The following is a 22,990-nucleotide window of genomic DNA, read 5'->3' as shown; positions in this document are numbered from 1 at the left end:
TAGACTTGCGCGTTTTTTGCACAATCCGAGACGCGCAGCCATGAAATCGTTCGTTTTCCGCGGATTTACCCTGACCCTGGTTCTGCTGCTGGGCGGCTGCCAGAGTGCGCCGCAACCGGCCAATCTCCCGGTTGATGACTTGGTCAGCGCCTTTCGTCAGCTCGACCAGCGCCTTAGCAGCGGCGACTTGAATGCGGCAGAAAGCCAGCTGGCAACCCTACAGCAACGCGCCGTCGGTGATACGCGCCTGGAGCACTATCAGCGCCAACTCGCCGAAGCGCACCTGCAGCAAGGGCAAAAAGCCCTGCAAAGCGGCGACCTGGATAACGCCACCAAAGCCCTGAGCCGTGCCCGCAGCCTAATGCCCCAGGCACCGGCGCTGACCACCGGCTTGGATGGTGCCATCGCCCAAGCCCGCGAAGCCGAACTGGCCGCCGCCGAGCAGCAACGCCAAGCCAGTCAGCAGGCGGCGGCCCGCGCCGAAGCCGCCCGCTTGGAGCAGGCCCGGCAACTGGCTGCCGCGCGCCAGGCCGCCGCGATTCAGGCCATCCAACCACTGAATACCCCGGCGGCCAAAGCACCCGTGCCAGCCAAGCCTATCGCCAGGCTGATTGATCCCGCCGCCGCCAGCAGCGTGATCGCCATACCGATGTTGGATAACCAGGACAACGAACGCTTGCGCAGCCTGCTCGATGGCGTCGCCGCCGATATCGTCGCGTTCAATTGCGCGGTGCGCATCGAAGTGCGTCAAAGCAAGGACTTCCCCTGGGTCGCCTCCCTGCTCAATGCCCGCATCAAACGCCTGGACCCGAGTTTCAGCCCGCGCATGAGCCAGGTGATCAACCCTGCTCAAGTGCCGCAACTGGTTCTCAGCCCCAAACGCTAGGCGGCGCGGTGCGTGACAACGACCGGGCTTGCCCGGTCGTTTGCATTGGCACTGGCTGCATTGGGCTGGACGGCAGCGTTTTTCATGAGATCTAGTTATAACCATAGGTCTACAAAGATTTTTGCGGCCTAAGCAGTGCCGGTTAAACTACCCGCCCGCTTATGCCTACCCGGCAATTCTGAAACCCAAAAGGTTTAACGCGTGATCAATTTTCATCAGGTCCACAAGGCGTATCGCGTCAGTGGTCAGGACATCACCGCTTTGCAGCCGAGCGACCTGCACATCGCCCGTGGCGAAGTGTTTGGCATCATCGGCCACTCCGGCGCCGGCAAGAGCACCCTGCTGCGCCTGATCAACCGCCTGGAAGAACCCTCCGGCGGACGCATCGACGTCGACGGCGAAGACGTGACCGCCCTGGATGCCAATGGCCTGCGGCGCTTCCGCCAGCGCGTCGGGATGATCTTTCAGCACTTCAACCTGCTGTCCTCAAAAACTGTCGCCGACAACGTGGCCATGCCGCTGAAGCTGGCAGGCGAGCTGTCGCGCAGCGCGATCACTGCCCGCGTCAGCGAACTGCTGGCCCGCGTCGGCCTGCAGGATCACGCCGATAAATACCCGGCGCAGCTCTCCGGCGGGCAGAAACAGCGCGTCGGCATTGCCCGCGCCCTGGCCACCGAGCCAAAAATCCTGCTGTGCGACGAAGCCACCAGCGCCCTCGACCCACAAACCACAGCCTCGGTGCTGCAGCTGCTGGCCGAGATCAACCGTGAACTGAACCTGACCATCGTGCTGATCACCCACGAAATGGATGTGATCCGCCGCGTCTGCGACCGCGTGGCGGTGATGGATGCCGGCGTGATTGTCGAGTCGGGCTCGGTGGCCGACGTCTTCCTGCACCCACAACACGCCACCACCAAGCGCTTCGTGCAGGAAGCCGAGCACGTCGACGAGCACGAGCAACATGACGATTTCGCCCATGTCGCCGGCCGTATTCTGCGCCTGACCTTTCAGGGCGAAGCCACCTATGCGCCGCTGCTGGGTACCGTCGCGCGCGAAACCGGAGTGGATTACAGCATCCTCGCGGGGCGCATCGACCGCATTAAGGACACCCCCTACGGCCAGTTGACCCTGGCCCTTACCGGCGGCGATCTGGACGCCGCGCTGGCGCGCTTTGCAGCCGCCGACGTACACCTGGAGGTGCTGCGCTAATGGAAGCCCTACTGACCCGCCTGCTGCCCAATGTTGATTGGGCGGAAATCGGCTACGCCAGCCTGGACACCCTGAGCATGCTCGGCGGCTCCATGCTGTTCACCGTGCTGCTCGGCCTGCCGCTGGGCGTGCTGCTGTTTCTCACCAGCCCCCGGCAGATGTTTGAACAAAAAGCCCTGTATGGCGTGCTGTCGCTGCTGGTGAATATTCTGCGTTCGGTGCCGTTTGTGATCCTGCTGATCGTGATGATCCCCTTCACGGTGATCGTCACCGGCACCTCGCTGGGCGTCGCTGGCGCCATCCCGCCGCTGGTGGTTGGGGCCACGCCGTTCTTCGCGCGCCTGGTGGAAACCGCGCTGCGTGAAGTCGATCGCGGCATTATTGAAGCGACCCAGGCCATGGGCGCGACCACCCGGCAGATCGTGGTCAACGCGCTGCTGCCCGAGGCGCTGCCCGGCATCATCGCCGCCATCACCGTGACGGCGATTACCCTGGTGTCCTACACCGCCATGAGCGGCCTGATTGGCGGCGGCGGCCTCGGTGACCTGGCGGTGCGTTATGGCTATCAGCGTTATCAGCCCGACGTGATGCTGGTCACCGTGGTGCTGCTGTTGGTGCTGGTACAGGTTCTGCAAACCGTCGGCGACAAGCTGGTGGTGCATTTTTCCAGAAAATAGAGCGCCCTTTAGGACGCACAAGACAGCGGCGCAGCGGTTATTCGCCGAACGCCGCCCCATCAAACAAGGAGCTTTATGATGAAAAAATTGATCGTCGCCGTTGCCGCCCTGGCAGCCTTCTCCGCCCAGGCCGAAAGCCTGAGCGTCGCCGCCACCGCTGTACCGCACGCGGAAATCCTCGAATTCGTTAAGCCAGCCCTGGCCAAAGAAGGCGTTGAGCTGAACATTAAAGTCTTCACCGACTACGTGCAGCCGAACGTGCAGGTTGCCGAAAAGCGCCTGGATGCCAACTTCTTCCAGCACCAGCCGTACCTGGATGAATTCAACAAGAGCCGTGGTACCGAGCTGGTCAGCGTGGCCGGCGTGCACGTCGAGCCCTTCGGTGCTTACTCCAGCCAGCACAAGAGCCTGGCCGACCTGCCGCAAGGCGCCAACGTGGTGATCCCCAACGACGCCACCAACGGCGGCCGTGCCCTGCTGCTGCTGCAAAAGGCCGGGGTGATCACCCTCAAGCCAGAAGCGGGCATCCTCGCCACGCCGAAAGACATCGTCGAAAACCCGAAAGCCATCAAGGTGCGTGAGCTGGAAGCGGCCACCTTGCCGCGCGTGCTGACCCAGGTTGACCTGGCGCTGATCAACACCAACTACGCGCTGGAAGCCAAGCTCAACCCAACCAAGGATGCGCTGGCCATTGAAGGCAGCGACTCGCCGTACGTCAACATCCTGGTCGCCCGTGCCGACAGCAAGGACAACGCTGCCCTGCAGAAGCTGGCCAAGGCGCTGCAGAGCCCTGAAGTCAAAGCCTTCATCCTGGAGAAGTACCAGGGCGCCGTCGTACCAGCGTTCTGATTAGCGGCACGCGCTGTACCCGAACCCCGCCTTCTGGCGGGGTTCTGCGTTTAGGGCACTTAGCCCAAGCGAATATGGCGGTCACACGCCCGCCCCAGGGCCTCGGCATCGTGGCTCACCAGTAGCAGCGCACAGCCGCGCTCACGGGCGCTTTGCACCAGTAGTTCGGTGACGTCACGGGCGGTGATCGGGTCGAGCCGCGACACCGGCTCGTCAGCAAATAACACCACCGGATCGAGCAACAGCGCGCGCGCAATCGCCAGGCGCTGCAGTTCGCCGCCGGAAACCTCGGTCGCCGGCCGCGCCAACAATTCAGGGCGCAAACTCAGCCGTTCCAGCAATGGCGGCAACCGCGCGGGATCAAGCCGATGCAAACGCAGCACATCGTCGAACAAACGGCGCAACGGTACACCCGCCGCGAAAGCCGCCGGCGGGTCCTGGTAAAGCTTGAGGTAGCGATGCGCGGCCACGCCCGCACGCCGCGTGACCATCCCACCATCGACTTGCAGCAAGCCAAGCAGCACATCGCCCAGGCTGCTCTTGCCGCAACCGCTGTCGCCGGCGATGCCGATGATTTCCCCCGCCTCGATACGCAGGTCCAGGCCTTCGAACAGTTGGCGACCGCCGCGCTGCAGACGCAGACCCTGCGCCTGCAGAACCGGCTCATTGGCTGGCGCGCCGGTCACGGCGGCAACCAGGGGCGTGGGCCAGTGACGTGGATCGGCGGCGATCAGCGCGCGGGTGTAGTCATGCTGCGGCGCTGCCAGGATTGCCTGCGCATCGCCAGACTCCAACAGCTGCCCGGCGCGCATCACCAGCAACGTGCCGCCCAGTTGGCGAGCCACTTCCACGTCATGGGTGATGGTCAGCAGCGCGCCGTGCTCAGCATGCTGGCGCAATAACCCCGCCACTTGGTCACGGCGGCTGGCATCCAGCCCCTTGGTTGGCTCGTCAGCGAGGAGGATCGGCGCACCAGCGGCGGTGGCCGCAGAAAATGCCACGCGTTGCGCCATGCCCCCTGACAGCTGACCGGGCAAGCGCGCACCGGCCTGCGCCAAGTCAACCTTGGCAAGCGCGGTACTCGCCGCCTGGCGCGCCTGCTCCGGTGGCAGGCCGTGGACGCACTCGTGCACCTCGGCCACCTGCTGCAAGGCCGGCATCAGCGGGTCCAGCGCATGCCACGGTTCTTGCGGCAACATGCCCAACTGCTGGCCCCAGAGCTGCTCGCGGGCGTGGCGGTCGAGGCTGCCGAGATCTAGATCGCCAAGCAGAATACGTCCGCTGGCAGTCAACGGTGGCGGCAACGTGCCCATGATGGCGTGCATCAACAGGCTCTTGCCGGCCCCGGTTTCACCGAGGATGGTCAAACACTCGCCAGCCGCCAGGCTCAGGCTCAGCGGTTCAAGCAGGGTTTTACCGTCTGCCTGGACGCTCAGCGCTTCAAGGCGTAACAAGGTGGTCATGCGCGCTTACCTGCTAGCAAATTGAGACCCAGCACCAGCATAAATACCGCCAACACTGGCTGTGCGAGCACCCAAGGTGCGTCGCTGTAATAGGGGAACAGCTCAACCATCATCAGACCCAACTCGGCGGTGGGTGGGCGCAGGCCGACAGCGACAAAGCCCAGGGCCGCCAGGGCCATGATCGAACCAGCCGCGCCAAAGGCGGCGAGCGTCGCCACCGGCCCACGCAGGGCTGGCCAAACATGCCGGCGCAAACAATACAGCCAGCCGAAACCGAGCATGCGCGAGGCCTGCATGGGCTGCGAGGCCACCACCTGGCGGGTGATCGCCCGCACCACGCGAAAGTATTCCACCCACAGCACCAGCGAGATGGCCACGTACAACGCCAGTAATGAACCAGGAGCCAGGCCGGCAACCAGCAAAATCAACACCAGGCCAGGCAGGGCCAGCAGCACATTGAGGACGAACGACAACACGCGGTCGACCCACCCCTGACGCCAGCCGGCAGCCACCCCCAGGGCAACACCGATAAAGGCCGAGGTGAACACGCACACCAGGCTGAGGCTCAGCGATAGGCGCAAGGCCGCGCCCATGCGCGCCAACATGCTGCGGCCAAAGGGGTCGGTGCCTAGGGGGTCGGCCAGGCTCGGCGTGGCAAAGCGCTGGGCCAGGTTCTGCAGGGCGGGATCGCCGCGGCCCAGTAAACCTTCAAGCACGGCGAACAGCACCAGCAGGGTGAGCAAGCCGGCCCCCACACGCTGGCTGTTGGACAACGAAGCGAACAAACGCGGCATCATTGGACGCTCCTCTGGCGCGGATCAATCCAATGGCAGGCCAGATCAATCAGCAGGTTAAGGGCCACAAACAGCAGCCCCAGGGCCATAGCGGCACCTTGAATCATCGGCACATCGCGGTTGAACACGGCATGGGCCAAGCCATGGCCCACACCCGGCCAAGAGAACAGCGACTCGATCATCACCACGCCCTCGATCACGCTGGCCAGCTGAATACCGAGAAACACCACCACCGGCAGCGCGGCGTTACGCGCGCCATGGCGCACCAGCGCCTGGCGCAGGCTCAGCCCCTTGACCCGGGCGAAGTTGAAGTGGGCCGAGCGCAACACCTCGGCGACACTGTGCCGAACCACCCGGCTGGACACCGCCGCCATCGCCAAGGCCAAGGTCAGCGCCGGCAAAATCAGGTAGCGCGGGCCGTCAAAACCCGCCACCGGCAACATGCGCCACTCCAGGGCGAACACCAGCAACAGGCCTAAACCGATGACGAACACCGGCTGAGCGCGCAACAACGCCGACACCAGCAGACTCAAACGGTCGAACCAGCCGCCAGCACGCAGCGCCGCCCAAACCCCAACAGGGGCAGCGATCAGCAGCGCAATCAGCATCGCGCTACCCGCCAGCAGCAGGGTATGGCTGAGTAAATGGGCAATTTCATGGGTGACCGGCAAACCGCTGACCAGCGAATTGCCGAAATTGAAGTGCAGCAAATCACCCAGCCAGTCGAGGTACAGCTGCCAACCGGGACGGTCCAGGCCCAGCTCGGCACGCACCGCTTCGGCAGCCGCGCGATCGACGTTGTCATAGCCATAGCGGCCGGCGGCAATACGGAACTCCATATCACCGGGTAATAGGCGCATCAGCACAAAGCTCAGGGTACCCACGCTCCAGGTGACGAAAGCCGCCTGCAGCAGGCGGCGCAGAATCAGTTGCAGCATGGCGAAAAACTCATCTCGGCAATCCGGTAATTACGTTCGTACGGGTCGAAGCTGAAGCCCTGCACGCGGCTCGATACAGCCGTCTGCTGGGTGTAATAAAGCACCGGGATCAGCGGCAACTCATCGACCAGGATTCGCGCCACACGCTGGGCGCGGGCGTGATAACGCGTGGGATCGCGCTCGATCTGCTGCGCCGCCAGCAGCGCCGGTAACTCACTGTCCTGCCAACCCATGGCCCCCCAGTCGCCGTTACCGCCATCACCGAAGTCGGCCAGCAGCAGGCCCAACGGGTCGGCGATGTTGCCGTAGTTGCGGGCGATCAGCGCCACCTGCAGGCTGCCGTTGTGGTGCCCGGCAGGGATGTCGCTGGAGTTGACCACTGACACCTGTAGATCGACGCCCAGTTCGCGCCATTGCGCCTGAATCGCGGTGGCCAGCTGGAACAGTTCAGGACGGTCGGCGTAGGTCATCAGCCTCAGCTGAAAGCGCTCGCCGCGGCGCTGCAAAACACCATCATCAGCGGCTTGCCAGCCCTGCGCGGCCAGCAGCGCACGGGCGCGCGCCAAGTCGCGTGGGGCAACGGGCAAGTCGGCCAGGTGCCAAGCACTGAGCGCCGGCGGCACCAACTGCCCGGCCTCGCCCTCGGGCACCCGTAACACGCCTTGAGTCAGGCCATGACGATCCAGGGCCAGGCTCAGGGCTAAGCGCGTATCGCGCGTGGCGAGCAGCGGATCAGCCAGGTTGAGCTTGAGCTGGATGGTGCGCGGGATGGCGTGCGAGTGCACCCGCACATTGTCGCGCCGACGCAGCAGGTCGAGGCTGGCCGGATCAAGCGTGTAGACGATATCGGTCTGCCCGGCCATCACCTGCAGCGCCCGGCTCTCCGCACGGTGTCCCGTCAGGTAGACCACACGTTGGATCTTCGCCGGCGCGCCCCAGTAACCGGCAAACCGCACCACCCCGAGATGATGCGGCGGGTCGAAGCGCTCGACTTGGTAGGGGCCGGTGCCCTGCAGCCGGGTGACTTGGCCCTGCGCGTCATAGGACGCCGGCGAGAGAATCACGCTGGTGTAATGCGCCAGCACGGCGGCGAGCGGATTGTAAGGGCGGCTCAAGCGCACGCGTAAGGTTCGCTCACCCTCGGCCTCGAAGGCCTCAACGGGCGCTGCCGCCAGCACACCCGGCTTGCTTTGCGCCACTTGCAGCGCGCGCACAACCGCTGTTGCATCCAGCAGCGCGCCATCATGAAAACGCACGCCTTCACGCAAGGTGAAGCGCCATATCAGGCCATCCTGCGAACGCGACCAGGCCTCGGCTAAACCGGGCAACAATTGGCCGTGCGCATCAACATCCAACAGGGTTTCCGCCACCTGTAAGCGGGTATATAGATAACCGTCGCGCGAGGGGTCTTGGCTGGTGAACTCGAACGGACCGCCAATCGATAATTGATCAGGGTCCTGATTGGGCGAACAGCCAACCAACACTATGGCCAGCAGCGTATATAGCAGGGCTCTCAAGGGCATTTCCAACAGCGGAATAAAGGAAAAATGCAGCAGAACAAAAACTGCCAGCACAACAAGGGCGCGAACTATAATGCGTTACAAGATAACATTACAAGCCATGCCGCGCCGGACCACCGCGCGCAAAGCGGCGTTCTAGAGCCGTAGAACCGTCTGGCTTATTCTGCAAAGGCTTGGCCAGCCGCTAACCGGAGTTCTTTTGCCCATGATCAAACGCCTGACCCTGCTGACTGTCGCCGCCTATGGTTTTAGCCCTGCGTGGTTAATGGCTCAGGACAATGCCCAAGAGGCTGCCAAAGGTTTTGTCGAAGACGCCGAATGGCAGGTGCTCAACCGCATGTTCTACGAGCGCCGCGACTTTGAAAACGGCGCGCGCAATGCCCGTGCACGTAACAGCAAATACCCGGACCGCCGCCAGCGCAGCGAGGTGGCCGAAGAATGGGGTTATGGCTTGATGGGCACCTTCACCTCGGGCTTCACCCAGGGCCGAATTGGCTTTGGCCTCGACGCTCAGCTGTATCAGGCCCAGGCACTGGACACCGGCGGCGGCCGCGCCGGGGCCATTCGCGCCCTACCGCTTGACCGTGACGGCTACCCATTGGATAACCTGACGCGGGGCGGCGCCGCACTCAAGCTGCAGGCGGCCTCCACCCGCTTACGCTACGGTGAGCAGCGCGTCAGCACGCCGATCTTTAGCGCCTCAGACAGCCGCCTGCTACCGGAAACCCATACCGGTTGGTACCTGGAAAGCGACGACATCAGCGTCCTGAAACTACAAGCCGGGTATTTCACCGGCTCCGCCGACCGGCACTCGCGCAGCAACAACAACCCACTGGTGGTTAACTACGCGAGCAACGCCAACGGTCAGTTGGGCAACGCCTTCCGCTTTCTCGGCGGGCGCTACAGCGGCATGCCTGGGTTAAGCCTTAGCCTCTTCACGGGCGAACTCGAAGACACCTGGCGCACGCATTATCTGGGCAGCACCTACCGCCTGCCATTGGGCGATACGCGCAGCCTGACAAGCGACCTGCACCTGTACCGCAGCCGCAACACCGGCCAAGCCCTGGCCGGCGCTGTCGACACCACAACCGGCAGCCTGCTGCTGACCTACCGCAGCGGCTATCACAGCCTCGGCCTGGGCTATCAACATGTGGCTGGTGATACACCGTTCGATTACGTGACACGTGGCGCAATCTGGCTAACCAACGCCATGCAAATGTCCGACTTCAACGCGCCCAACGAGCGCTCCTGGCAACTCAACTATGCATACGACCTGAGCGGTCTTGGCCTGCCCGGCCTTAGTACGACCGCCGCTTATGTGCGTGGCAGCGGCACCGACGGCAGCCACGCCGACCCGAATGGTAGCTACGCCGGCTTCTATGGCCAGGGTGGGCGGCACTGGGAGCGCGACCTGTCGCTCAAATACGTGGTGCAAGATGGCCCGGCCAAGAACCTCTCCCTGCAACTGCGTCACAGCCTGCACCGCGCCAACAGCGCGCAAGGTGAGAACGACGCTCAGCAGCTCAAGCTGGTGCTGCAGTACCCGCTCAGTGGTCGCTTATAAGGGCTTGTGTGCGGCCTGCAGGCACTGCAACAGACACGCCAGCGCCGGCTGCTGCTGGGCCCGGCGCAGCAGCGCCACCAGCTCGCGGTGAAACGTCAGCGCGCCCAGTTCAATCACCCGTAACTGGGTCGAGCGCTGCAGCCACAGCCCTGCGCGTGGAATCAGCGAGACACCCAGGCCGCACTCGACCATACGCACGATGGCATCAAGCTCATCCAACTCAAGCGCCTCGCGCACATGCAGACGCTGTTCACGGAGGAACTGGCTGACCTGGCGACCGCCGAACGAGTGCCGGTCGTAACGCACGAAGGGTTGTTCAGCGAGGATCTGCAGCGGGTCATCCTCCATCACACTGAGCGGCGTGATCAACACAAAAGGCTCACGGGCCAGGCTGATCTGCAGCAACTCCTTAGGCAAGTCGAAAGGCGGCTTGATCAGCAGCGCCAGGTCCAGCTCGCCTGCATCCACCTGACTCAGCAGTTGCAGCGACACCCCTGGCACCAGCTTCAGTTCAACGCCCGGTGCAGCCAGGCGAAAGGCCGGCAACGCCTCGGGCAGCAGGCCCGTTTGCACGCTGGCGATAGCGCCAACATTCAACTCGCCTTGCCAATCGGCCAAGCTCGCAGGCCTGGCCATTTGCGCATACAACGCGAGCATCTGCTCAGCCAGCGGCAAAGCATGCCGGCCCGCCGTATTAAGCACGGCAGCACGCCCACTGCGGTCGAACAGACGCACGCCCAACCCCTGCTCCAGCACCCGCATCTGCGCGCTCACGGCGGACTGAGTCAAGCCGACCTGCTGGCCCGCCGCCGCGAAGGTGCCATACCGCGCCACCGCCACAAAGGTTTTCAACTCACGCAACATCAGCGCCTCGACTGATCAATTTTAGGAGTGCTCGGCAGCAACAATATGCGCTTTTAATCAAAGTTACTGTTGCTGAGAATCCTCAGACACTGATCACAAGGAGCCTCACATGGCACTCGCACCGTTCCACCTGGCTATTCCCGTATACGACCTGGCGGCCGCTCGGCACTTCTATGGCAAAGTATTCGGCTGTACCGAGGGTCGCAGCAGCAACCACTGGGTGGATTTCAACTTCTTCGGCCACCAACTGGTGATTCACCAGGCGCCGAAGATGGCCTATCAGCAAGACGCGCACAGCAACCCGGTGGACGGCCACGACGTACCAGTGCCGCATTTCGGTGTGGTATTGGGCTGGGAGGATTGGCAAACACTGGCGGCGCGGCTCAAAGCTAAGGGCACGCAATTCGTGATCGAGCCCTACGTGCGCTTCGCCGGCCAGGTCGGCGAGCAGGCCACGTTGTTCCTACTCGACCCGTGCGGCAACGCCCTAGAATTCAAGGCGTTCAAGGACATCAGCCAGCTATTCGCCAAATAGCAGGTTATGGCCGCTCAAGCAGACCGGGCAACTGCGCGGCTAGCTTGGCGTTATTGATCGGCGCGCGGATAAAGCCGCGCTGCTTGCCATCCGGGCCGATCAACACCAGGTTACCGCTGTGGTCGACGGTGTAGTTTTCCTGGCTGGTGTCCGCCGGAATAAACGGGATGCTCACGCTGTTCGCCAGTTTCTGGATGATGGCCTCCTCACCAGTCCAGCCAATAAAGCCGGCGTCAAAGTAATCCAGGTACTTCTTCAACTGCTCCGGTGTGTCGCGGTTCGGGTCGACCGTAACCAGCACGATTCGCAACTTGGCCAAGGTTTCTGGCGGCAGCTGGCCTTGCAGCTGACGTAACTGAGCAAGGGTGGCTGGGCAGATATCCGGGCAGAAGGTGTAGCCGAAGAACAACAGGCTCCACTGATCCTTGAGCTGATCAACCGCTACCGCCTGGCCATCCTGATCGATCAGGCTTAGCGCCGGCAGGCTACGGCTTTGCGGCAACAATACGATGCCGGCATCGAGCAACGCGGTAGGATCCCCCTGCCCCTTGCTGGTCAGCACCTTGTTGACGGTCAGCCCCAGCACCAAGGCAACGATGGCAACGAGAACAAAAACGGTGATCTGGGTACGGGTCATAGGGCCTCAAAGTCTGTTTTGCGGTCTCGCGAGCTAGAGCCATGCAAGGCGCTACATTAGTAACAGCCTCCGGCTGGTCAAAACGGCGAGTAAGCGGAGTTTACTGGTGTAAATGAGTATTTTGATCGGACTCGCGCACGAGTCTGCTTTTAACGCAGCAGGGCCGACGCGCAGCAGATCGTAAACAGACTCTTAGATATTGAGCAGCAAGTAGTGATCCACCAGCAGGGCGATAAACAGCGCGAAAAGATACCAGATGCTGTATTTGAAGGTGTTGATCGCTGCATGCGGTTTGCTGTCACGGTACAACACCACGGCCCAGTGCAGAAAACGCCCGCCCAGAATCACGGCGCAGGCAAGGTAGAGCAGCCCGCTCATGTGGATGGCATAGGGCAGCAGGGTTACCGCGAACATCACCAGGGTATAAAGCAGGATGTGTACCTTGGTGTAGTGCTCGCCATGGGTCACCGGTAGCATGGGAATATCGGCCTTGGCGTATTCCTCCTTGCGGTGGATGGCCAGGGCCCAGAAGTGTGGCGGCGTCCAGGCGAAGATAATCAGCACCAGCAGCAGCGGTTCTGCGCTGATATGCCCCGTCACTGCCACCCAGCCGAGCAAAGGTGGCGCAGCGCCAGCCAGGCCGCCGATCACGATGTTCTGCGGCGTGGCGCGCTTGAGAAAGCCGGTGTAAAGCACCGCATAGCCGAGCAAGGAGGCTAGGGTCAACCAGGCTGCTAGCTCATTGGTAAAGATCAGCAGCAGCGCCATACCCGCGACCGCCAGCAGCAGGGCAAAACCCAATGCTGCGCTGGGTGAGATACGCCCCGAGGTAACTGGACGCTTGAGGGTGCGCGCCATGATTGAGTCGATCCGCCGATCCACCACATGGTTGACCGCCGCTGCGGCACCCGCACATAAGCCAATACCGAGGTTGCCGAAAATCAGCACCTGCCAGGCCACGCCCGCACGGGTGGCGAGGAACATGCCGACCAAGGAGGTGATCAGCATCAGCACCACCACCCTCGGCTTGGTCAGCTCCAGGTAGTCGCGCCAGCTGGCGTGGGCTTGCTGTTCGCGCGCTAGAGTAGCCATACGGTCTCTCCTCGATTGTTTTTGTTATTTGCTCGGCAGCATCGCAAGGTCAGCCTGCGCTTCTGCTGCCGGAGATGCCAGCCGTGCTGCGCTGCGCACCCGGTAATTGATTAGCACCAACGTCAGTAACAGAGCCGCGCCACCGAGGTTGTGCGCCACTGCCACCTGAAGCGGCAGGTGAAACACTACGTTGCTGATTCCCAGGCTGATCTGCACGGCCAGCGCCAACACCAACAAACCGGCCAACCGCCCCAAGCCATGGCGCTTGAGTTGCCAGGCCAATAGCAGCAGCACCAGGGTCACCAGCAGTGCGCCGATGCGGTGGGTCATATGAATGGCCGTGCGCGCGTCGCTGTCGAGCTGCCCGCCAAGGTAGTTGGGGCCGATATGTTGGGTCAGGTGAAAACCATTGGCGAAATCCATTGCCGGCCACCATTCACCATGGCAAGTCGGCAGATCAACGCAGGCAACCGCCGCGTAGTTGCTGCTAACCCAGCCACCCAGAGCGATCTGTCCGACCACCAGCAGCAAGCCGAACGCCGCCAGACTGCGCAACCGCGAGGGGAGATTGGGCAAAACCGGCGCTTTACCAGATAGTCGTAGCGTCAGCAGAAACAGCAGACTGAGGGTCGCGAAACCGCCGAGCAGGTGCGCCGTCACCACTTGCGGCCAGAGCTTCAGAGTCACCGTCCACATGCCGAAGGCGGCCTGCAAGGTCACCAAACCCAGCAATAAAAGAGGCAATTTAAGTGGCTGGTCGGCTTCGCCACGGCGGCGCAGCGCCTGTACCGCCAGACCGAGAATCACCAAGCCCAGGGAGCCAGCAAAATAACGGTGGATCATCTCGTACCAGCCCTTAGCGACTTCCACCGGCGCTTCGGGGAAACGTGCCTCGGCCAGGGTCTGTTTGTGCTCACTCATCGGCACGCCGATAAAGCCATAACAACCTGGCCAGTCCGGGCAACCCAGGCCCGCGTGAGTCAAACGGGTGTAGGCTCCGAGCAGCACCACCACGACCGCCAGCACGGTGGCGAACAGGGCAAAACGGTAACCGGGCTTGCTCATCATCAGTCCTTAGCCGCAAGCGGCATTAACCAATCTGCGAAATCTTAAGTAGGTGCCGCAGATCATCGAGAATCGCCTTGCCCTTGCTGCTGGCGTCATAGCGCAGCACCAGGTTGCCACGCGGGTCGACGATCCATAAATACGCGCCTTCGCCCTTGCCGGACGCCTTGTCGTAGGCCTGCAGCTCCAACTGATAGCGGGCTAGTTGTGGGTATTCACGGCGCAGTTGCGCGTCATAGTCATCCGGCAGCGGCTGGGCAGTGGCTAGGCCATGGGCGGCGCGAGCAACATCACGGCTTAGGCCGATATGCACTTGGCGGGCGAGAAACACCAACTCTTTGCAGGCGGTATCGCAAACATCCGGTACGGTCACCAGCAACTGCCAGCGCGGCTCGTCTGCACCGACTACGCCGAGGTCAGCACGGGTCTGCCCGGTGCCGATCAGCTCACCGTGGTAACTGCGGGTCTCCGGCACCCAGAAACGCCACTGGTACATGGCAGTGGCGAGGATCATCGGGCCGATTACCACGGCCAGAATCAGGATTAACTGCAACCGCCCACGACGACGCTGGCTGGGCGACACTTCAGGCAGGGCGATGGCTGGGTTCATGGCGAGTCTCCCGCGCGTTAGATAAACCTAAATAGATAAACAAGCCGAGCAAGGCCGCGGCCAGAGCAAACCATTGCACGGCATAGCCGGTGTGTTTGTCGGGGCTCATGGCGATAATCGGCCAATCACTCTGGAATGATGCGGGGCCCGGCTCAAGACGTACCTCATAAGCCAGCCCCCGCGCCCTAGTTGCTGCCAAAGGGCATCCGGCTTGACCTCGCTAATCAACCGTGGCCAATCCATAGACGGTTCGGCACCTTGCAACTGAAACGCCTCACCCAGCGGCACATACACCGTGGCCTGCAAACGCAGCGGTGTATCCGGGGTGGCAAAGGTTGGCGTAATACGCCGGTCGGGCCAGGGTAGCCAACCGCGATTGAGCAGCAGCCAGAGGCCGCTGGCCTGGTCATAGAAAGGCTGCAACACCTCCACACCGACCTGGCCGTCACGGGTGCGGTTGTCCAGCAGCAGGGTATGCCGCGCATCGAAGAAGCCCTGCAACTGCACACGCCTGTAAGCCGGGTTGGGCTGCTGCTCCAGCGCCTCGATGCTGATTGGCGTGGCCACTTGCTGAGCCTGATGTGCGGCCAACAGCTCGCGCTTTTCTTCGGCGCGTGCCAGCTGCCAAAAGCCCAGGGCGATAAGACAGGGAAACAGCAGCAGCACCAGCACGCTAGGCAGCCAGCCAGGACGGAAGGCACTCATATCCGCCTCCCTAAAACCCTGATCAAGCTGGCTATACTGCTGCTACGCATTTCCCTTCCCCCGAAGTTTCGCTTGGGAGTCACGCATGCTCAAAGCCGCGATCGTCCTGTTACTGCTGGCTACTCTGATCAGCCTATTCAGCGGCCTGTTCTTTTTGGTCAAGGACGAAGGTAAGACCTCCCGGGTGGTCAACGCACTGACTGTGCGCGTGACCCTTACCGCGTTGACTGTTGCCCTGATTGCCTGGGGTTTCTACAGCGGCCAACTGGTTTCACATGCCACCTGGTAACCGCGTTACAGCACATAAACGAAGACAAACAGGCCAATCCAAACCACGTCAACGAAGTGCCAGTACCAGGCGGCCGCCTCAAAACCGAAGTGCTGCTCGGGGCTGAAATGACCGCGAATAACCCGAATCAACATGATGCTCAGCATCAGTGCACCTAGGGTCACGTGGGCCCCGTGAAAACCGGTGAGCATAAAGAAGGTGGCGCCGTAGATACCCGACCCCAGGGTTAGGCCCAGTTCGGTGTAGGCGTGGATATATTCCTCGACCTGCAACACCAGAAAGGCAATGCCGAGAATCACCGTCAGCGCCAGCCAGAGAGTTAGCGGCTTGCGATGGTTCTTGCGAAGCGCGTGGTGAGCGAAGGTCAGGGTGAAGCTGGAGGTCACCAGTAGAATGGTGTTGATCAGTGGCAAGCCCCAGGCGCTGATAGTGCCACTCGGTGCCGGATAGAGCTTTGGATCAGGCGTGTTAAGCAGCGGCCAGCTGTACTCGAAACCCGGCCAGAGCATGTTGGCGATGCCCTTATCGCCCTCGCCACCCAGCCATGGCCCGGCCCAGGTGCGCACATAGAACAACACACCGAAGAACGCAGCGAAGAACATCACCTCGGAGAAGATAAACCAGCTCATGCCCCAGCGGAACGAGCGGTCCATCTGCGGGCTGTACATGCCGGAGCGGCTTTCCTTGATCACATTACCAAACCAGCCGAACAGCATGTAAGCGAGAAACAGGCCACCAACAAAGAAGATCAGCGGGCCGTTGGAGTCAGCACGATCGGCCTTCATATCATTGAACCAGGTGCCCACGCCGTACACCGAAAACAGCATGCCCAGTGTGGCGATGATCGGCCATTTGCTCTGGGCCGGGACGTAATAGCTTTCGTGCGTTTCATGACTCGACATTTATTGTTCTCCTTATGGAGCCGCCCGAGTAGGGGTCGCTTGCGCCACCGGCGGTTTGCGCGCGGTGACATCAAACAAGGTGTAAGCCAGGGTTAGGTGGCGAACATCTGCCGGTAAGTCTCTATCGACGATAAAGCGCACCGGCATTTCGATGCGTTCACCGGGTTGCAGTACTTGCTGGGTAAAGCAAAAACATTCGGTCTTATGGAAATAAGCGGCCGCTTTCGACGGTGCCACACTGGGGATCGCCTGAGCGGTCATCGGCTTGTCGGTGGGGTTGTACGCCACAAACAGCATTTGCGTACTGTCGCCCGGATGCACAACTACTTCATCTGCCTGGGGGCCGAACTCCCAGACCATCTCGGCTGCATTGGTGGCGAGAAACTGCACGCGCACCCGGCGCTGTTCGTCCACCGCCTGGCTGCCTTCGTAGGCCCCGGCGGTTTTACCGTTGATGCCGAAGGCTTGGCACATCACGTCGTAGATTGGTACCAAGGCGAAGCCAAAGCCGAACATGGCGACCACCACCAATGACAGGCGGATCACCAAACGACGTGTCGACAGGGCTTCGCTCATCGCTGCAGCTCCTTATTTCACTTCCGGCGGCGTACTGAAGGTGTGATAAGGCGCCGGCGACGGTATTGACCATTCCAACCCCTCTGCTCCATCCCAGGGTTTGGCCGGCGCGGGTTTACCCCCACGAATGCACTTAATGACGATAAACAGGAACAGCAACTGAGTGGCACCAAACATAAAGGCACCAATACTCGAGACCATATTGAAGTTGGCGAACATCATGTTGTAGTCGGGAATACGCCGCGGCATGCCTGCAAGGCCAACGAAGTGCATCGGAAAGAACGCCATGTTCATGCCGATAAAACTCATCCAGAAATGCAGCTTGCCGAGCGTCTCGTCATACATGTGCCCAGTCCACTTCGGCAGCCAGAAATAGGCCGAAGCGAAGATGCCAAAGATCGCGCCTGGCACCAGCACATAGTGGAAGTGCGCCACCACGAAGTAGGTGTCGTGGTACTGGAAGTCCGCCGGGGCGATGGCCAACATCAGCCCGGAGAAACCGCCGATGGTGAACAGGATGACGAAGGCCACCGAGAACAGCATCGGCGTCTCAAAGGTCATCGAGCCGCGCCACATAGTGCTGGCCCAGTTGAACACCTTCACCCCGGTCGGTACGGCGATCAGCATGGTCGCGTACATAAAGAACAGCTCACCGGTCAGCGGAATACCCACGGTGAACATGTGGTGCGCCCAGACGATAAACGACAGGAAGGCGATCGACGCAGTGGCGTAAACCATCGAGGTATAACCGAACAGCGGCTTGCGGGCGAACGCCGGAATGATCGCACTGACCGCGCCGAATGCCGGCAGGATCATGATGTACACCTCGGGGTGACCGAAGAACCAGAACACGTGCTGGAACAGCACCGGGTCACCGCCACCGGCCGCGCTGAAGAAACTGGTGCCGAAGTGGATGTCCATCAACATCATGGTCACCACTCCTGCCAGAACGGGCATTACAGCAATCAGCAAAAATGCGGTGATCAACCAGGTCCAGACGAACAAAGGCATCTTCATCAGGGTCATGCCGGGGGCACGCAAGTTGAGGATGGTGGCGATCACGTTGATCGCGCCCATGATCGAACTGAAGCCCATTAAGTGCACGGCAAAGATAAAGAAGGTCACCGACTCCGGTGCATAAGTGGTCGACAGCGGTGCATAGAAGGTCCAACCGAAGTTCGGCCCACCACCCTCCATAAACAGCGTGCTGACCAGCATGCTGAACGCGGCCGGTAGCAGCCAGAAGCTGAAGTTATTCATGCGCGGCAGGGCCATGTCCGGCGCGCCAATCATCAGCGGAATCATCCAGTTAGCCAGGCCGACAAACGCCGGCATGACCGCGCCGAAGACCATGATCAGGCCATGCATGGTGGTCATCTGGTTGAAGAACTCCGGCTGCACGATTTGCAGGCCCGGCTGGAACAACTCGGCACGGATCACCATGGCCATGCTGCCGCCCAGCAGGAACATGGCAAAACTGAACCACAGGTACATGGTGCCGATATCTTTATGGTTGGTGGTCAACACCCAGCGCATCAGGCCTTTGGCCGGGCCGTGGTGATGGTCATGTCCGGCATGACCGTGGCCAGCGTGGCCCGGATCGATCACTGCACTCATGTCCTTACTCCTGAGCCTGTTTGAACGCGAGGATGTCTTTTGGCGTGACCATGTCACCGACCGCGTTGCCCCAGGCATTGCGCTCGTAGGTAATGATCGCGGCAATATCGACTTCCGAAAGTTGCTTGCCGAACGCCGCCATGGCCGTACCTGGCTTGCCATTGACCACGATGCCGATATGACCGGCCGCCGGGCCAACAGCAATCGCTGAGCCCTTTAGCGCCGGGAACATCGGCGGCAGCCCCTCACCCGTCGGCTGATGGCAAGACGCACAGTTTGTTAGGTACGACTTCTCGCCGCGCGCCATCAGCTCATCCATACTCCACTCTTTACTGGTCAGCTCCTTCTCGGCAGCCGCCAGCTGTTTACGCTCGGCGAGCCAGGTGGCGTAGTCCTCTTTCGACTTGGCTTCGACCACAATCGGCATAAAGCCATGGTCCTTGCCGCACAGTTCGGTGCATTGGCCACGGTAGATGCCGGGCTCGTCGATGCGCGTCCAGGACTCGTTGACAAAACCCGGGATCGCATCTTTTTTCACCGCCAACGCCGGTACCCACCAGGAGTGAATGACATCGGCGGCAGTAATCAAAAAGCGCACTTTGGTGCCGACCGGCACCACCAGCGGTTCGTCGACCTCTAACAGGTAATGCTCGCCCTTGGTGGCCTTGTTGTTGATCTGATCTTTGGGGGTGGTCAGGTTGCTGAAGAACTCGACATCTTCACCCAGGTATTTGTAGTGCCATTTCCACTGATAACCGGTGACCTGAATATCCAGCTCCGACTCGCTGGAGTCGTAGATATCGATCAAGGTTTTGGTCGCTGGGATGGCCATCAGCACCAGAATCACCAACGGTACAACCGTCCAGAGAATCTCGACTGTGGTGCTTTCGTGGAAGTGCGCGGGCTCCTGACCTGTGGAGCGACGGTGGACCAGCATCGACCAGAACATGGCACCAAACACGATCACGCCGATGACGACGCAGATCCAGAAGATGGTCATGTGCAAGTCAAATACTGAGCGGCTCACCTCGGTGGCACCGGGCGTCATATTGATGCCCCAGCTGGCGTGTGCCGAGCTGTATACCAACCACAACAGGAGGCCCATCCAGACTCGTGGATGTCGCATCATTGCGGGTTCCCCTTAATTATTCTTGTTATCCCGCCGAATCGGTCAGAGGCTGAGCCATCACGCATTTTCTCAGTGAAAACGCCTAGGAAGACTGTCCATGCCGCAGCTGATTCGGAGTTATCAGGTACTGCCTTTCGAGTTCGAGTATAGACAGGGACTTACACCTGGCAACGCGAAAGCCGAAAAGAGCAACGCACTGCAAGGCACGCGCTAAAGACCACGGCTGGCGTGGGATAGGCCGGGGTGGCGACGACTACTTATAGCCAGTCCGCATAAATGTTTAATAATTATGACAATCGAGTCTTAGCAGCTACGCTCAGCCAACTAAGGTCCTCGTCCATGTCCTCACTTCAGGAGCAGTCATGAACATCACCGCTTTGCACGCGCTGATCCAGCGTGCACACCAACACGAAGCCAGTACGGGTCATCTGAGCAAGCAGATGCAGGCACACGCGGGGCAGCTACACCCCTCCATCCGCCTGCCCAGCGAAAACACCTCCGGCGTGCTGCAGCAGTTTGTCAGCGCCTATATCGAACAGGTGCCGGAACTGTTGCTAGCCGCCCAGCAAGTCGCTCAGGAAGCCGGGATCGAGGCGCATATCAAGCCGGTGCTGAAGATTGCCGAGCAATTCTTTCTCCAGCCGCCCGCGCTGATGGCCGGCCATGAGGGGTTGGAAGGCTTACTCGATGAGGCCTATCTGGCCCACCGTTTGGTCGAAGAAGTGAATGATCGCTATATCACTCACCTGGGCGCACCGTTGATTCCGCTGGATACCACGGTGGCTAATCTGATTGCTCACCAACTGATCGGCGAGCCCTTTGCCAATCAACTGGATGAGGCCGTGCATCATGCCGTCGAGGGCATGCTCGACGACGCCAGCTTTGCCCAGGGCTCGGTGCAAGCCTATCGCGAGCGCCTGCACAGCCCGCAGACCGAAGCGGCGTGGCTGCGCTGGCCGTGCCTGTCACGCCGGCTGGGGGTAGAACTGCAATTGGATGAAACCCGCGCGGCGGGCTAGCCCTAACGTCCGCGCGGCTGCCGACTAGCTCGGCAGGTAGCGCGGGCGCGGCGTAGCCATCGGCAGTGGCCCATCATCGATCAGGCGAAACTCGCCCTTTTCCGCGTCATACGCCTTGATCTCACTGGTTTCGATGTCATACACCCAACCGTGGATGAACACCTGCCCGCAAGCCATACGAGACGCCACCGAAGGGTGGGTGCGCAGGTGGTCAAGCTGCGCCACCACGTTTTCCTCGGTGAGGATGCCAAGGGTATTGTGATCGGCGCAGCCACAGTTGTCTGCCACCACCGTCTTGGCCACTTCAGCATGGCGCAACCAGGCTTTTACCGTGGGCATGCGCTCCAGCTCAGCAGGATTGAGTACCGCTTTCATCGCTCCGCAATCGGAATGCCCGCAAATGATGATGTGCTGTACGCCCAAGGCCATCACCGCGTACTCGATCGCAGTGGAAACGCCACCCATCATCTGCCCATAAGGCGGCACCACATTGCCGACGTTGCGGTTAACGAACAGATCGCCCGGCGAGCTTTGGGTGATCAGTTCAGGCACCACCCGTGAGTCGGCGCAGGTGATGAACATCGCACGCGGGCTCTGCGCGGTGGCCAGCTTTTTGAACAACTCTTCCTGCTGCGGAAAGATCTCGCGGCGAAAACGTTTGAAGCCATCGACGATGCTCTGCAGGGCTTCCTCGGCAGTTTCACTGCCCGTGCGCCCCTGCAACGGAATCAACTGATGCTTGTATGGCATGTGTGCGACCTCTGAACCTGAAAAAACCTGCTAAAGCGACAGCCAAGCAGGCTGGCAAGTCACATGCCAAGTGTTACTGCCGCAGGCCCTAACGGCAACCACCCACCTTGCGCTCCGGTTAAAGCAGCGCCATCTGGCCACCGGGTGGGCAGAAGCGCATGCAGTCGGGGTGAACGCCTCGCGTCGATTCAGTCCAAGGCGTTTGCTGGCAAGGCAAAGCGCTGTGCGAGCAATTCAGCAAAAGCGCCCTCACCACGAAAACGCTGACCGAAGCGACTGTCATACAGCGCACCACCAAACCCAGTCGCCAGCGCCATGCACCTGCATCAGCCCACGACCAGTAGCAACAACAGCGGCAGACTGGCCGCCGCCAGCAGGGTTTGCAGGGTAATAATCCCCGCCATTAAGTGGCTGTCTCCGCCCAGCTGCCTGGTCAACACATACGCCGTTGGCGCGGTTGGCAAGGCAAAGAACAGCACCAATACGGTGCTTTCCATCGCCGGTAATTGCAGACCATAGGCCACCGCCCAAGCCAGCATCGGCATGGCTAACAAGCGCAGCAGGCTGTTGCCGAGCAACGCCGGAATCTCGCCACTTAATTGCTCGGGTTTCAACGCCGCGCCCACACACAGCAAGCCCAACGGCAAACTGGCAGCCGCCAACAAGCTGAGCAGGCGATCACTGCCACCGGGTAACCCAAGGCCACTGAGGTTGACCAAGGCCCCACCCAGGCAGGCCAGGATCAGCGGGTTCTTCAGGATCGGCAGCAACAGGCTGCGCGCACTAACGCCGCGCTCGGCGGTCAGCGACCAGACCGACAGTACATTCACCGTCGGTACCATCAAGGCCAGCATCAACGCCGCCAGGGTCAGCCCAGGCTGGCCAAACAGGCTACCGACAGCGGCCAGGCCGAGGTAAGTGTTAAAGCGCAGAATGCCCTGGGAGAACGCGCCGAAGCGCCCCGCCGGCCAGCCGCGCAGGCGGCGCACCACTAGCAGCGCCAGCCAGGCAATACCCAACGCCAGCATTACCGCCAACGCCAAGCGCGGCAACGCAGGGTTATTCAACGGCGCCTTGGCCAGGCTGCTGAATAGCAGCGCAGGAAACAGCATGAAGTAATTCAGACGCTCGGCACCGGGCCAGAACGCCTCACTGGGAAACGCCCAGCGACGCAGGTAGTAACCGGCCACGATCAGCGCAAACAGCGGCCACAAGGCCAGCAACAATTCCAGCACGGCAACCTCCAGCCACAAGCAAGCCGCCATCTTGAGCAGCCGCATGGAGTGACGCAAGGTCGGCG

The 22,990-nt window shown here is 61.3% G+C and carries 23 protein-coding genes and 2 pseudogenes; 8 read left to right on the top strand and 17 right to left on the bottom strand.

Features of this window, described 5'->3' with window-relative positions; genetic code table 11:
* The first annotated feature begins 40 nt into the window (after window positions 1-40).
* From ACEPAJ_RS03945 to ACEPAJ_RS03930, 4 genes are all read left to right on the top strand, one after another.
* The gene (locus ACEPAJ_RS03945; RefSeq protein ID WP_425913677.1) at window positions 41-886 is read left to right on the top strand and encodes a PA5502 family lipoprotein; all 846 of its coding nucleotides are present in this window, start codon (window positions 41-43) and stop codon (window positions 884-886) included.
* A 201-nt stretch (window positions 887-1,087) separates the two neighbouring features.
* Entirely contained in the window at window positions 1,088-2,095 is a 1,008-nt protein-coding gene (locus ACEPAJ_RS03940; protein WP_425913676.1) for a methionine ABC transporter ATP-binding protein, read from the top strand.
* On the top strand, window positions 2,095-2,772 hold the full coding sequence (locus tag ACEPAJ_RS03935) for a methionine ABC transporter permease (RefSeq protein ID WP_425913674.1): 678 nt from the start codon (window positions 2,095-2,097) through the stop codon (window positions 2,770-2,772). The genes ACEPAJ_RS03940 and ACEPAJ_RS03935 overlap by 1 nt, the downstream gene beginning before the upstream one ends.
* A gap of 78 nt (window positions 2,773-2,850) precedes the next feature.
* Complete coding sequence (locus ACEPAJ_RS03930; protein WP_425913673.1) at window positions 2,851-3,621, top strand: MetQ/NlpA family ABC transporter substrate-binding protein; 771 nt, start codon at window positions 2,851-2,853, stop codon at window positions 3,619-3,621.
* A 59-nt stretch (window positions 3,622-3,680) separates the two neighbouring features.
* Here ACEPAJ_RS03930 and ACEPAJ_RS03925 read toward each other — a convergent pair whose 3' ends face one another.
* From ACEPAJ_RS03925 to ACEPAJ_RS03910, 4 genes are read right to left on the bottom strand one after another with little or no spacing between them, the layout of a single operon-like run.
* Window positions 3,681-5,084, bottom strand: coding sequence for an ABC transporter ATP-binding protein (locus tag ACEPAJ_RS03925; protein ID WP_425913672.1), 1,404 nt, complete (start codon window positions 5,082-5,084; stop codon window positions 3,681-3,683).
* A complete protein-coding gene (locus tag ACEPAJ_RS03920; protein WP_425913670.1) occupies window positions 5,081-5,878 on the bottom strand; it encodes an ABC transporter permease in 798 nt (265 codons plus the stop codon). Before ACEPAJ_RS03920 ends, ACEPAJ_RS03925 begins: the two co-directional genes overlap by 4 nt.
* Complete coding sequence (locus ACEPAJ_RS03915) at window positions 5,878-6,816, bottom strand: ABC transporter permease (RefSeq protein WP_425913669.1); 939 nt, start codon at window positions 6,814-6,816, stop codon at window positions 5,878-5,880. Before ACEPAJ_RS03915 ends, ACEPAJ_RS03920 begins: the two co-directional genes overlap by 1 nt.
* Window positions 6,804-8,339 carry an ABC transporter substrate-binding protein gene (locus ACEPAJ_RS03910; RefSeq protein ID WP_425917926.1) on the bottom strand — a complete coding sequence of 512 codons (1,536 nt, stop codon included), beginning with the start codon at window positions 8,337-8,339 and terminating at the stop codon, window positions 6,804-6,806. Before ACEPAJ_RS03910 ends, ACEPAJ_RS03915 begins: the two co-directional genes overlap by 13 nt.
* Window positions 8,340-8,541: 202 nt before the next feature.
* Here ACEPAJ_RS03910 and ACEPAJ_RS03905 point away from each other — a divergent pair, with 202 nt between their 5' ends.
* Complete coding sequence (locus ACEPAJ_RS03905) at window positions 8,542-9,900, top strand: OprD family porin (RefSeq protein WP_425913667.1); 1,359 nt, start codon at window positions 8,542-8,544, stop codon at window positions 9,898-9,900.
* On the opposite strand, the gene ACEPAJ_RS03900 is transcribed toward ACEPAJ_RS03905, so the two are convergent.
* Window positions 9,895-10,764: a LysR substrate-binding domain-containing protein gene (locus ACEPAJ_RS03900; RefSeq protein WP_425913666.1), complete on the bottom strand. Its 870-nt coding sequence runs from the start codon at window positions 10,762-10,764 to the stop codon at window positions 9,895-9,897. The two genes, ACEPAJ_RS03905 and ACEPAJ_RS03900, sit on opposite strands and share 6 nt — an antisense overlap.
* A 109-nt stretch (window positions 10,765-10,873) precedes the next feature.
* Between ACEPAJ_RS03900 and ACEPAJ_RS03895 the strand changes: the two genes are divergently transcribed.
* Complete coding sequence (locus ACEPAJ_RS03895; protein ID WP_425913665.1) at window positions 10,874-11,299, top strand: VOC family protein; 426 nt, start codon at window positions 10,874-10,876, stop codon at window positions 11,297-11,299.
* A 4-nt stretch (window positions 11,300-11,303) separates the two neighbouring features.
* Here the strand turns inward: ACEPAJ_RS03895 and ACEPAJ_RS03890 are convergent, their stop codons facing one another.
* The 5 genes and pseudogenes from ACEPAJ_RS03890 to ACEPAJ_RS03870 form a co-directional block, all read right to left on the bottom strand.
* The gene (locus tag ACEPAJ_RS03890; protein ID WP_425913663.1) at window positions 11,304-11,936 is read right to left on the bottom strand and encodes an SCO family protein; all 633 of its coding nucleotides are present in this window, start codon (window positions 11,934-11,936) and stop codon (window positions 11,304-11,306) included.
* Window positions 11,937-12,128: 192 nt separating this feature from the next.
* Window positions 12,129-13,028 carry a heme o synthase gene (gene cyoE, locus ACEPAJ_RS03885; protein ID WP_425913662.1) on the bottom strand — a complete coding sequence of 300 codons (900 nt, stop codon included), beginning with the start codon at window positions 13,026-13,028 and terminating at the stop codon, window positions 12,129-12,131.
* A gap of 24 nt (window positions 13,029-13,052) precedes the next feature.
* Entirely contained in the window at window positions 13,053-14,093 is a 1,041-nt protein-coding gene (locus ACEPAJ_RS03880; protein ID WP_425913660.1) for a COX15/CtaA family protein, read from the bottom strand.
* A gap of 25 nt (window positions 14,094-14,118) precedes the next feature.
* Window positions 14,119-14,703, bottom strand: coding sequence for a hypothetical protein (locus ACEPAJ_RS03875; protein WP_425913658.1), 585 nt, complete (start codon window positions 14,701-14,703; stop codon window positions 14,119-14,121).
* A pseudogene (locus tag ACEPAJ_RS03870) lies at window positions 14,678-15,408 on the bottom strand (SURF1 family protein). The gene ACEPAJ_RS03875 and the pseudogene ACEPAJ_RS03870 overlap by 26 nt, the downstream one beginning before the upstream one ends.
* A gap of 85 nt (window positions 15,409-15,493) precedes the next feature.
* Here ACEPAJ_RS03870 and ACEPAJ_RS03865 point away from each other — a divergent pair.
* Window positions 15,494-15,697, top strand: a complete 204-nt coding sequence (locus ACEPAJ_RS03865) for a twin transmembrane helix small protein (protein ID WP_425913657.1) — start codon at window positions 15,494-15,496, stop codon at window positions 15,695-15,697.
* A 5-nt stretch (window positions 15,698-15,702) separates the two neighbouring features.
* Here the strand turns inward: ACEPAJ_RS03865 and ACEPAJ_RS03860 are convergent, their stop codons facing one another.
* The 4 genes from ACEPAJ_RS03860 to coxB are packed head-to-tail and all read right to left on the bottom strand — an operon-like array spanning window position 15,703 to window position 19,921.
* Window positions 15,703-16,599 carry a cytochrome c oxidase subunit 3 gene (locus ACEPAJ_RS03860; RefSeq protein WP_425913655.1) on the bottom strand — a complete coding sequence of 299 codons (897 nt, stop codon included), beginning with the start codon at window positions 16,597-16,599 and terminating at the stop codon, window positions 15,703-15,705.
* Between the two features lie 12 nt (window positions 16,600-16,611).
* Window positions 16,612-17,175, bottom strand: coding sequence for a cytochrome c oxidase assembly protein (locus tag ACEPAJ_RS03855; RefSeq protein WP_425913653.1), 564 nt, complete (start codon window positions 17,173-17,175; stop codon window positions 16,612-16,614).
* Between the two features lie 12 nt (window positions 17,176-17,187).
* Window positions 17,188-18,792: a cytochrome c oxidase subunit I gene (ctaD, locus tag ACEPAJ_RS03850; RefSeq protein ID WP_425913652.1), complete on the bottom strand. Its 1,605-nt coding sequence runs from the start codon at window positions 18,790-18,792 to the stop codon at window positions 17,188-17,190.
* Window positions 18,793-18,796: 4 nt separating this feature from the next.
* Complete coding sequence (gene coxB, locus ACEPAJ_RS03845; protein WP_425913650.1) at window positions 18,797-19,921, bottom strand: cytochrome c oxidase subunit II; 1,125 nt, start codon at window positions 19,919-19,921, stop codon at window positions 18,797-18,799.
* A 362-nt stretch (window positions 19,922-20,283) separates the two neighbouring features.
* Here coxB and ACEPAJ_RS03840 point away from each other — a divergent pair, with 362 nt between their 5' ends.
* On the top strand, window positions 20,284-20,940 hold the full coding sequence (locus tag ACEPAJ_RS03840) for a hypothetical protein (protein ID WP_425913648.1): 657 nt from the start codon (window positions 20,284-20,286) through the stop codon (window positions 20,938-20,940).
* Window positions 20,941-20,964: 24 nt separating this feature from the next.
* Here the strand turns inward: ACEPAJ_RS03840 and ACEPAJ_RS03835 are convergent, their stop codons facing one another.
* The 3 genes and pseudogenes from ACEPAJ_RS03835 to ACEPAJ_RS03825 all read right to left on the bottom strand — a co-directional run bounded on the left by ACEPAJ_RS03835 (window position 20,965) and on the right by ACEPAJ_RS03825 (window position 22,955).
* Entirely contained in the window at window positions 20,965-21,690 is a 726-nt protein-coding gene (locus ACEPAJ_RS03835) for a carbonic anhydrase (RefSeq protein WP_425913647.1), read from the bottom strand.
* A gap of 118 nt (window positions 21,691-21,808) precedes the next feature.
* A pseudogene (locus ACEPAJ_RS03830) lies at window positions 21,809-21,986 on the bottom strand (PA0069 family radical SAM protein); the annotation flags it as partial.
* A 30-nt stretch (window positions 21,987-22,016) separates the two neighbouring features.
* Entirely contained in the window at window positions 22,017-22,955 is a 939-nt protein-coding gene (locus ACEPAJ_RS03825; RefSeq protein WP_425917924.1) for an AEC family transporter, read from the bottom strand.
* Between the last annotated feature and the right edge of the window lie 35 nt (window positions 22,956-22,990).

The organism is Pseudomonas sp. GWSMS-1 (genome assembly GCF_049847425.1).
GTDB lineage: Bacteria > Pseudomonadota > Gammaproteobacteria > Pseudomonadales > Pseudomonadaceae > Aquipseudomonas.
Note: the sequence above shows the minus strand (reverse complement) of the source record. Positions and strands in the feature narration are given on the sequence as shown.